Source organism: Stutzerimonas stutzeri (assembly GCF_000935215.1).
Lineage (GTDB): Bacteria > Pseudomonadota > Gammaproteobacteria > Pseudomonadales > Pseudomonadaceae > Stutzerimonas.
Genome location: NZ_JXXD01000050.1, coordinates 1 through 9,722, shown reverse-complemented (window position 1 = coordinate 9,722; position 9,722 = coordinate 1). Strand labels below are relative to the sequence as shown.

The following is a 9,722-nucleotide window of genomic DNA, read 5'->3' as shown; positions in this document are numbered from 1 at the left end:
ACCGCCTTGCTGCCGCTAAACCTACTTTTTCAACAGAATCAGCCGATAGCGGTCAGTCGAGTTCGACCATCTCGTAAGCATGGCTGATCTCGACGCCGGCACGACCAAGCATGATTGAGGCCGAGCAGTACTTCTCCGCCGAAAGCTCGACCGCGCGCTTGACCTGGGCCTCCTTCAGCGAGCGACCCTTGACGACGAAACGCAGATGAATCTTGGTAAACACCTTTGGGTCTTCGGATGCACGGTCGGCCTCAACGAAGACTTCGCAACTATCCACAGCCTGCCGCGACTTTTTCAGAATGCTCACTACATCGAAGTTACTGCAGCCACCCAGGCCAAGTAGCAGCATCTCCATGGGGCGTACGCCAAGGTTACGTCCGCCGTTCTCGGGCGGGCCATCCATCACCACGACATGCCCGCTGCCGGACTCGCCAAGGAACATCGCACCGTCTACCCATTGAATGCGCGCTTTCATCGCCAACTCCAATAAAAACAGGGCGGATAGCTTAGCATGGGCCTTTAAATCGACAGCGTCACATACGCGACTAAAGGTGCGTTGACCCACACGTTTCGCCTGTCGCAACTTTGCAACTGCTCCGCCTTGGTCTGTTAAGCTCACGAAAGCTGAATGACAGCCACATATAACAATAATCAGTCTTTATTGAATACTTATCCGGGACCCACAGCATGGTAGCTATCTCTCTTACGCCCAAGATAAAGAATATCGACAAGTTGCTCGCCCATTGCCATAGACGGCGATACACGGCGAAGAGCACGATCATTTACGCAGGCGACCGTTGCGAGTCGCTTTTTTTCATCGTCAAAGGCTCGGTCACCATTCTTATCGAGGATGACGACGGTCGCGAGATGATCATCGCCTATTTGAATGCAGGCGACTTTTTCGGAGAGATGGGGCTTTTCGAGAAGGAAGGAACGGAAAAGGAACGCAGCGCCTGGGTCCGCGCAAAAACCGAATGCGAAGTTGCCGAACTGAGCTATGCGAAGTTTCGCGAGCTGACCCAGCAGGATCCGGACATCCTCTATGCCCTCGGCAGTCAGATGGCCGAGCGTCTGCGCAACACCACACGCAAGGTCGGCGACCTGGCCTTCCTTGACGTTACCGGCCGTGTCGCGCGTACCTTGCTCGACCTGTGCAAGCAGCCCGACGCCATGACTCATCCGGACGGCATGCAGATCAAGATCACCCGCCAGGAAATCGGCCGTATCGTCGGTTGCTCCCGCGAGATGGTCGGTCGGGTGCTCAAGAGCCTGGAAGCCCAGGGTCTCGTCTATGTCAAAGGCAAGACCATGGTGGTATTCGGCACTCGCTGATCCTTCAGACCGCTACCTGCCAGCGCGCAATGCGCGGGCAGGCGGTCACTCCGGATCGGCAGCGACAGGGGCCGCACGGCCGCGCGAACGATCGGGATAGAACAGGCGCTGCAGCTCTACGCCAGGTTGCTCGGCGCGCATGAACGCCTCGCCCACCAGGAATGCGTAGACCTGGTTTATTTCCATCAGCTCGACATCGGCACGATTGAAGATCCCGCTCTCGGTCACCACCAGCCGATCCTTTGGAATCCGCGGCAGCAGATCCAGCGTGGTTTCCAGATTGACCTCGAAGGTATGCAGGTTGCGGTTGTTGATGCCCACCAGCGGCGTTTCCAGACGCAGCGCACGTTCAAGTTCGGCAGCGTCGTGCACCTCTACCAGCACGTCCAGCCCCTGCTGCTTGGCCACCGCGGCCAGCTCGTGCATACGCACATCGTCCAGTGCCGCGACGATCAGCAGAATGCAGTCGGCGCCAAGCGCTCGCGCTTCGACCACCTGATACGGGTCGATCATGAAATCCTTGCGGATAACCGGCAGCGAGCAAGCCGCCCGCGCCTGCTGCAGATATTCATCGGCGCCCTGAAAGAAATCGATGTCGGTCAACACCGACAGGCAAGCAGCGCCCCCGGTCTCGTAGCTGGCGGCAATTTCGGCGGGCAGGAAGGGATCGCGAATGACCCCTTTGCTCGGCGATGCCTTCTTCACCTCAGCGATAACCGCAGGCTCCTTGCTGCGCACCCGGCGCTCAAGCGCGGCAGCGAAGCCACGCACCGGTTCGGCAGCTGCGGCACGCTGCTCCAGCTCACCCAGCCCGACCTGGCGACTGCGCTGCGCAACCTCCTCGAACTTGCGGGCGATGATCTTCTCCAGAACGGTCGGCACGCTCACTTTTGATTCTCCTGCTTGAATACCGCGGTGAAGGAAACCAGCTCCTCCAGCTTGTCACGCGCCAACCCGGTGCTGAGGGCATCATGCGCCATCTCGACACCCTGCTTCAGGCTGCTCGCCAGATCGGCTGCGTAAAGCGCAGCGCCAGCGTTGAGCACGATCATGTCGGCAGCCTTCTGCCCGTTCTCGCTCTGCCGACGCCCCAGCGCATCGCGGATCAAGGCCAGCGAACCCTGTGCATCCTCGACGTTCAGACCGATCAGGCTCTGACTCTTGATCCCGAAGTCTTCGGGCTGAATGCTGTATTCACGGATCTCACCATCCTTCAGCTCGGCAACATGCGTTGGCGCGGCCAGACTGATCTCGTCCAGCCCGTCCTGCGCATGCACCACCAGCACATGCTTGCTGCCCAGACGCGCCAGCACTTCGGCCATCGGCCGGCACAATGCCTTGCTGAACACGCCAAGCACCTGATGGCAGACGCCGGCCGGGTTGGCCATGGGGCCGAGGATATTGAACAGCGTCCGCAGGCCGAGTTCGCGGCGCGGGCCGGCCGCATGCTTCATGGCGCCATGATGGGCCGGGGCGAACATGAAGCCGACGCCGACCGTATCGACACTGCGCGCCACCTGCTCGGGCGTCAGGTCGAGGAAGACCCCGGCCGCCTCGAGCAGATCGGCGCTGCCGCTCTTGCCGGATACTGCGCGGTTACCGTGCTTGGCGACCTTGCCGCCAGCGGCCGCAACGACGAACGAGGCGGCAGTGGACACGTTGAAGATATTCATGCCGTCGCCACCGGTGCCACAGGTGTCGACAAGCTTGTCGGTGTCGAAACGCACCGGGGCAGCAAGCTCACGCATGACCTGCACCGCGCCGACGATCTCGTCGATGGTTTCGCTCTTCATGCGCATGCCCATGAGGAACGCACCGACCTGCGCATCAGTGCATTGACCGGTCATGATCTGACGCATCACCGCCTGCATCTCTTCGGTGGTCAGGTCCAGCTGACCGACGATGCGGTTGAGGGCTTCCTTGATATCCATCAGCGCACGCCTCCGGTTTGCTTCAGAAAATTCGCGAACAGCTCATGGCCCTGTTCGGTGAGGATCGATTCGGGGTGGAACTGCACGCCCTCGATGTTCAGCGTCTTGTGTCGCAAGCCCATGATCTCGTCGACCGAGCCATCGTCCAGCTGGGTCCATGCGGTGATTTCCAGGGAGTCGGGCAACGTCTCGCGCTTGACCACCAGCGAGTGGTAACGGGTGACGGTCAGTGGATTATTGAGCCCGGCGAACACACCCTGGTCATGGTGAAACACCGGGCTGGTCTTGCCGTGCATGGCCTGCCGAGCACGTACCACATCGCCACCGAAGGCCTGACCGATGCTCTGGTGGCCGAGGCAGACGCCAAGAATCGGCAATTTGCCGGCGAAATGACGAATCAGCTCCAGCGACACACCCGCCTCGTTCGGCGTGCACGGGCCCGGCGAGACGACGATGCGCTCCGGATTCAGCGCTTCGATCTCGACCACGCTCAGCTCGTCGTTGCGCACCACCTTGACGTCGGCACCAAGCTCGCCGAGGTACTGCACGACGTTGTAGGTAAAGGAATCGTAGTTATCGAGCATCAACAGCATGATCAGTTCTCCTGCTGGTCGCGTTCGGCCAGGGCCACCGCGCGGAACATGGCGCGGCGCTTGTTCAGCGTCTCTTCCCACTCGAGCGCAGGCTGCGAATCGGCAACGATGCCGGCGCCGGCCTGCACGTGCAGTTCGCCGTCCTTGATCACCGCGGTACGAATTGCGATGGCGGTGTCCATGTTGCCGTTCCAGGCCAGATAGCCGACCGCGCCACCGTAGACACCACGCTTGACCGGCTCCAGCTCGTCGATGATTTCCATCGCGCGGATCTTTGGTGCCCCAGAGAGCGTGCCGGCCGGCAGGATCGCGCGCAGCGCGTCCATCGCCGTCAATGGCGCCTTGAGCTGACCGGTGACGTTGGACACGATGTGCATGACATTCGAATAGCGCTCGATGACCATCTTCTCGGTCAGGCGCACGGTGCCGGTCTCGGCGACACGACCGACATCGTTGCGGCCCAGGTCGATCAGCATCAGGTGTTCGGCGAGCTCCTTGGCATCGCTGAGCAGGTCCTGCTCCAACGCCAGATCAGCCTCTTCGTTGGCACCGCGCGGACGCGTGCCGGCGATGGGGCGGACCGTGACCAGGCCTTCCTCGACCCGCACCAGCACTTCCGGCGACGACCCCACCACGTGGAAGTCACCGAAGTTGAAGAAGTACATGTAGGGCGTCGGGTTGAAGCAACGCAGCGCGCGGTACAGATCGATCGGTGCGGCCTGGAACGGGATCGACATGCGCTGGGAAATCACCACCTGCATGCAGTCGCCAGCCAGGATGTAGTCCTTGATGCGGTTGACGGCCTGCTCGTAGTCCTCGCGGCTGAAGCTGGAGCGAAAGGTCGGCTCGGCGCCGTTGCTCTTTTCGAAATCCAGGCCCAGGCGCGGCGTGATCGACTGGCGCAGCTTCGCCCGCAACGCGTGCAGGCGAGCCTGACCGGCCTCGTAGGCTTCCGGCTGCGACGGGTCGACCAGCACGATGCAGTGCAGCTTGCCGGCGAGGTTGTCGAACACCACCACGGCGTCGGAAACCATCAGCAGGATATCCGGTGTGCCCAACGGATCGGGATTGGGGCAGTTACCCAGTTTGCGCTCGACATAGCGCACGCTGTCGTAGCCGAAATAGCCGACCAGCCCGCCGTTGAAGCGCGGCAGACCTTCGACCGGCGCGACGCGGTAGCGCTGCTGGAAGGATTCGACGAAGGCCAGCGGATCCTCGATCTCACAGGCCTCGGTCTCGATGCCATCGGTGGTCACGCTGATGCGGTGATCCCGCACGCGCAGCACGGTGCGGCACGGCAGACCGATGATTGAGTAACGCCCCCACTTCTCGCCGCCCTGGACGGACTCGAGCAGGTAGGAATTCGGCGCATCGGCCAGTTTCAGGTATAGCGACAACGGGGTGTCGAAGTCGGCGAGGGTCTCGAACGACAGGGGAATGCGGTTATGGCCTTCGGCGGCCAAACGCAGGAATTCTTCGCGGGTCATGTCAGCCTCGTGGTCTGAGGAGGGTTCGAACGAACAACGGCAAACGCGCCGGCCTGGCCGGCAGGAAAAGTCAGGCGCGCCAGCGCCAACGGGCCAGGGCCTTGATGACTTTCATCCATTGTCTGCGGGTGAGCACCACGAGCGGATCTCTTCGGGGGGTCAAAAAGAGTCCGGCCACACTAGCGCAGCCCCGGAGCCGAAGCAACCAGCTCGCGCAGGTTGTCGAGCACCAGCGCTGGCTGCTCATTCGCGATGGGCTCGCCGTGGTTGTAGCCATAAGTGAGCGCGACACAGGGGACCGCCGCCGCCTTCGCAGCCCGCACGTCATTGCGCGAATCCCCCACGAACAGCGATTCGCGGGGCGCAACGCCCGCCTTGTCCATCACCCAGAACAGCGCCGCCGGATCGGGCTTCTGCTGCGGCAAGGTATCGCCACCGACCAGCCACTGGAAGTAACCGGCCAGCCCCTTCTCCTCCAGCAGCGGTTCGATGAACTGCGCCGGCTTGTTGGTGATGATCGCGAGCTTCACCTCGCGCTCGCGCAGCCAATCCAGGCATTCGCGAACGCCCGGATAGACGGTGGTTAGCTCATGGCCGCCGGAGTATGCCTGCATGAACAGCGCCAGCGCCTCATCGGCCAGCTCGTCGGCCACACCGTCATGGTTCAGCTGACCGGCCAATGCGCGACGCACCAGCACGCGCGAGCCATTGCCGACCCAGTCGCGCACCCGCTCGATGCCGGCGGGCTCGCGACCAAGCAGCATCAACATCTTGTCCACCGCCGCGGCCAGGTCCGGCACTGAATCCATCAGGGTGCCGTCCAGGTCGAACATCACCAGCCGTGGCAATTTGCCGTCGAACAGTTGCTCCAGGCGAGTCATGGCCGGGCAAGCGCCAGCTCGGCGCGCATCTGGTCGATCACGGCTTTGTAATCCGGCTGGTTGAAGATCGCCGAGCCGGCAACGAAGGTATCGGCGCCCGCCGCAGCGATTTCGCGGATGTTCTTCGGATTGACGCCACCATCGATCTCCAGGCGAATCTCGCGACCGCTGGCGTCGATCAGCGCACGCGCTTCGCGCAGCTTGTCCAACGTGTTAGGAATGAATTTCTGTCCGCCGAAACCCGGGTTGACGCTCATCAGCAAGACCATGTCGACCTTGTCCATGACGTACTTGAGCACGTCCAGCGGCGTGGCCGGGTTGAACACCAGGCCGGCCTTGGCACCGCCGTCCTTGATCAGCTGCAGCGAACGGTCGATGTGCTCCGAGGCTTCCGGGTGAAAGGTGATGTAAGTCGCGCCGGCCTCAAGGAAGTCGCCGATCATGCGATCCACCGGCTTGACCATCAGATGCACGTCGATGGGCGCGGTCACGCCGTGCTTGCGCAGCGCCGAGCAGACCATCGGGCCGATGGTCAGATTGGGGACGTAGTGATTGTCCATCACATCGAAATGGACGATGTCGGCGCCAGCGGCCAGCACGTTGTCCACTTCCTCACCCAGACGGGCGAAATTGGCGGAAAGAATCGAAGGGGCGATAGCGAACGGCTGCATGACGACCTCGGGTAGCACGGCGGAATGCCGCGCATTGTACCCGAGGGTCAGGATTGCGGCGCGCCTGACATCCATTGCGGATGCCGGCGAGCCGCTAGGTCGGATCAGGTCAGCTCGTCGAAGCACTCTGCGATGATCGCCAATCCGCGGTCGAGCAGCTCGTCCTCGGCAGTCAGCGGCACCAGCACCCGCAGCACGTTGTAGTAGGTGCCACAGGACAGCAGGATCAGGCCCTTGTCCCGCGCCCGGGCGACGATCTGCGAGGTCAGGGCGGCAGCCGGTCGCGCATGATCGCCGTCCTCGAACAGCTCGATGGCGATCATCGCGCCCAAACCGCGCACCTCGCCGATCTCCTTGTGCTTGGCCTGGATTGCCTTGAGGCCCGTGGTCAGCCTCTCGGCTACCGCCTTGCAGCGGTCGAGCAGCTTCTCTTCCTCGAAGACTTCCAGCACCGCCAGCGCCGCCGCGCAGGACAACGGATTGCCCGCATAGGTGCCGCCCAGACCACCCGGCGCGATGGCGTCCATGAGCTCGGCCTTGCCGCACACGCCGGCGATCGGGAAGCCGCCGCCAACCGACTTGGCGAAGGTGGTCAGGTCCGCCACCACACCCATCTGCTCCATGGCGAAGAAGGTGCCGGTACGCCCGGCGCCGGTCTGCACTTCGTCGGCAATCAGCAGGATGCCGTGTTCGTCGCACAGTGCGCGCAGGCGAGCCATGAAATCCTTCGGCGCGACGTTGAAGCCGCCCTCGCCCTGCACCGGCTCGATGATGATCGCCGCGATGTCGCGTGGTTCGGCGTCGTTCTTGAAGATGCGCTCGATGCTGGCGATCGAGTCATCGACGCTGACGCCATGAATGGCGCAGGGGTACAGCGCGCGGAAGATGCCGCCCGGCATCAGGCCCATGCCGGCCGAGTACGGCGCGACCTTGCCGGTCAGCCCCAGGGTCATCATGGTGCGGCCATGGTAGGCGCCGGTGAAGGCGATCACGCCGGCACGCCCGGTGGCGGCGCGGGCGATCTTCACCGCGTTTTCCACCGCCTCGGAGCCGGTAGTGACAAGCAGGGTCTTCTTGGCGAAATCACCCGGCACCCGCGCGTTGATCTTCTCGCACAGCTCGACGTAGGGCTCGTAGGCCAGCACCTGGAAGCAGGTGTGGGTCAGCTTGTGCAGCTGGTCCTCGACCGCCTTGATGATTTTCGGGTGCAGGTGACCGGTATTCAGCACGGCGATGCCACCGGCGAAATCGATGAACTCGCGGCCTTCGACGTCGACCACGCTGCTGTTCTTCGCGTGATCGGCAAATATCGGATGGATCTGGCCGACGCCACGGGGAACGGCGGCGACACGGCGTTGCATCAGGGATTCGTTGGTCTTGCTCATAAGCTCCTCGGTAGCCGCTCATCGTCGGCACGGGTCGGAAAGAACGCCAGGAAGCAGGCGCGGCAGCATACGATGATCGGCTGCCGCGCCATCCAAAGCGTTCGGATTACAGTAAAACTCCGTGCATTATTTTGCACGCCTGTTTTAGGCCGCTGGCGTCAGATACCGCCCAGGCACAGGTATTTGATTTCCACGTATTCATCCAGGCCGTACTTCGAGCCTTCACGGCCCAGGCCGGAGGCCTTCATCCCGCCGAACGGCGCCACCTCGGTGGAGATCACTCCGGTGTTGATGCCGACCATGCCGTACTCCAGCGCCTCGGCGACACGGAACACCCGGCTCAGGTCGCGGGCGTAGAAATAGGCGGCGAGGCCGAACTCGGTGTCGTTGGCCTGGCGGATCACCTCGGCCTCGTCGCGGAAGCGGAACAGCGGCGCCAGCGGACCGAAGGTTTCTTCTCGCGCCACGGCCATCTCGGACGTGACGCCGCCCACCAGCGTCGGCTCGAAGAAGTTGCCGCCCAGTGCATGGGGTTTGCCGCCGGCCAGCAGGGTGGCGCCCTTGTCGAGGGCGTCCTGCAGATGCCGTTGCACCTTGGCCACTGCCGCGGCATCGATCAACGGGCCGGTGGTGACGCCCTCCTCCGTGCCGTTGCCGACCTTCAGCCGCGCCACCGCCGCGGAGAGCTTGTCGACGAAGGCCTCGTAGATGCCGTCCTGCACGTAGATGCGGTTGGCGCAGACACAAGTCTGCCCGGCGTTGCGGTACTTGGAGATCATTGCGCCCTCCACCGCGGCATCCAGATCGGCGTCGTCGAAGACGATAAAGGGCGCGTTACCGCCCAGCTCCAGCGAGAGCTTCTTCAGCGTCGGCGCGCACTGCTGCATCAGCTTGATGCCCACCGCCGTCGAGCCGGTGAACGAGAGCTTGCGCACGATTTGGTTTTCGCAGAGCTCGGCGCCTACCTCGCGGGAGGTCGCGGCGTCGGCGGTGATCACGCTGAACAGTCCCGCCGGAATGCCCGCACGCTCGGCGAGCGCGGCCAGCGCCAGTGCGGAAAACGGTGTTTGTGGTGCCGGCTTGAGGACCATGGCACAACCGGCCGCCAGCGCCGGGCCGGCCTTGCGGGTGATCATGGCGCTGGGAAAATTCCACGGCGTGATCGCCGCGGTGACGCCGACCGGCTCCTTCTGCACCAGGATGCGCTTGTCGCCGGCATGGGCAGGAATCACATCGCCATACAGGCGCTTGCCCTCCTCGGCGAACCACTCGAGAAAGGATGCGGCGTAGGCTACCTCGCCCCGCGCCTCGGCCAACGGCTTGCCCTGTTCGGCGGTCATGATCCGCGCCAGGTCTTCCTGATTCTCCAGCATCAACTCGTACCAGCGCCGCAGGCGCCCGGCGCGCTCCTTGGCAGTCAGCGCGCGCCAGGCGGGTTGTGC

Annotated in this window: 9 protein-coding genes and 1 pseudogene; 1 reads left to right on the top strand and 9 read right to left on the bottom strand. The window is 63.2% G+C overall.

Features of this window, described 5'->3' with window-relative positions; genetic code table 11:
- Nucleotides 1-52 precede the first annotated feature (52 nt).
- The gene (locus LO50_RS07005) at nucleotides 53-475 is read right to left on the bottom strand and encodes an OsmC family protein (RefSeq protein ID WP_044314547.1); all 423 of its coding nucleotides are present in this window, start codon (nucleotides 473-475) and stop codon (nucleotides 53-55) included.
- A gap of 212 nt (nucleotides 476-687) precedes the next feature.
- On the opposite strand from LO50_RS07005, the gene crp reads away from it, so the two are divergent.
- Nucleotides 688-1,332: a cAMP-activated global transcriptional regulator CRP gene (gene crp, locus LO50_RS07000; protein WP_015278313.1), complete on the top strand. Its 645-nt coding sequence runs from the start codon at nucleotides 688-690 to the stop codon at nucleotides 1,330-1,332.
- Between the two features lie 45 nt (nucleotides 1,333-1,377).
- On the opposite strand, the gene trpC is transcribed toward crp, so the two are convergent.
- From trpC to LO50_RS06960, 8 genes and pseudogenes are all read right to left on the bottom strand, one after another.
- On the bottom strand, nucleotides 1,378-2,220 hold the full coding sequence (gene trpC / locus LO50_RS06995; protein ID WP_013981696.1) for an indole-3-glycerol phosphate synthase TrpC: 843 nt from the start codon (nucleotides 2,218-2,220) through the stop codon (nucleotides 1,378-1,380).
- Nucleotides 2,217-3,263, bottom strand: coding sequence for an anthranilate phosphoribosyltransferase (gene trpD / locus LO50_RS06990; protein WP_013981695.1), 1,047 nt, complete (start codon nucleotides 3,261-3,263; stop codon nucleotides 2,217-2,219). Before trpD ends, trpC begins: the two co-directional genes overlap by 4 nt.
- Nucleotides 3,263-3,856 carry an aminodeoxychorismate/anthranilate synthase component II gene (locus tag LO50_RS06985; protein WP_044314546.1) on the bottom strand — a complete coding sequence of 198 codons (594 nt, stop codon included), beginning with the start codon at nucleotides 3,854-3,856 and terminating at the stop codon, nucleotides 3,263-3,265. Before LO50_RS06985 ends, trpD begins: the two co-directional genes overlap by 1 nt.
- A gap of 2 nt (nucleotides 3,857-3,858) precedes the next feature.
- Nucleotides 3,859-5,343 (bottom strand): anthranilate synthase component I, encoded by a 1,485-nt coding sequence (gene trpE, locus LO50_RS06980; protein ID WP_044314545.1) that lies wholly within the window; start codon nucleotides 5,341-5,343, stop codon nucleotides 3,859-3,861.
- Between the two features lie 70 nt (nucleotides 5,344-5,413).
- A pseudogene (locus LO50_RS06975) lies at nucleotides 5,414-6,224 on the bottom strand (phosphoglycolate phosphatase).
- On the bottom strand, nucleotides 6,221-6,895 hold the full coding sequence (gene rpe / locus LO50_RS06970; RefSeq protein WP_044314548.1) for a ribulose-phosphate 3-epimerase: 675 nt from the start codon (nucleotides 6,893-6,895) through the stop codon (nucleotides 6,221-6,223). The pseudogene LO50_RS06975 and the gene rpe overlap by 4 nt, the downstream one beginning before the upstream one ends.
- Before the next feature lie 104 nt (nucleotides 6,896-6,999).
- Nucleotides 7,000-8,280, bottom strand: a complete 1,281-nt coding sequence (gene gabT / locus LO50_RS06965; protein ID WP_044314543.1) for a 4-aminobutyrate--2-oxoglutarate transaminase — start codon at nucleotides 8,278-8,280, stop codon at nucleotides 7,000-7,002.
- A 158-nt stretch (nucleotides 8,281-8,438) separates the two neighbouring features.
- Nucleotides 8,439-9,722 (bottom strand): NAD-dependent succinate-semialdehyde dehydrogenase (locus tag LO50_RS06960; protein WP_044314542.1); only part of this gene is annotated, 1,284 nt, incomplete at its 5' end.